1 pseudogene is annotated in these 376 nt (G+C 73.1%); it reads right to left on the bottom strand.

Annotated elements, in window-relative coordinates:
- A pseudogene (locus P3H15_RS54705) lies at nucleotides 1–376 on the bottom strand (NAD(P)/FAD-dependent oxidoreductase); the annotation flags it as partial.

Here is a 376-nt window from a genome sequence, read left to right as displayed (position 1 = left end):
CGGGTTCCCTGCTCGAGGACGCGGGCGGCGAAACCGAGCGCGGCCCGGATCCCCGACACGTCACGGACTTCGGGTGGGATCGTGCGCATGTCCCCGAGGCAGAGTGCGGTGAGGGTGGGGAAGTCGTCGACCAGCGGGTGCATCAGGTTCTGCCAGGCGGCGGCGTCGGCGCGGGAGCCGTACTCGGCGAGTTCGGCGGTGGTCCGCGCGAGGTCGGGGTAGGCGATCCCGGCGGGCCGGTGATCGAGGGGATGCGCATAGGACGCGGTGGGGACGGTCAGGTGCACCCCGCGGGCGGGGAGGTCGAAGGCGGTGAAGAAGGGGGACGCGGCGGCCATCGGGTGTACCGCCGAGCAGATGTCGTGCGGGAGGGCGG

This window comes from Rhodococcus sp. T2V, assembly GCF_029269925.1.
GTDB lineage: Bacteria > Actinomycetota > Actinomycetes > Mycobacteriales > Mycobacteriaceae > Rhodococcus_F > Rhodococcus_F koreensis.
Note: the sequence above shows the minus strand (reverse complement) of the source record. Positions and strands in the feature narration are given on the sequence as shown.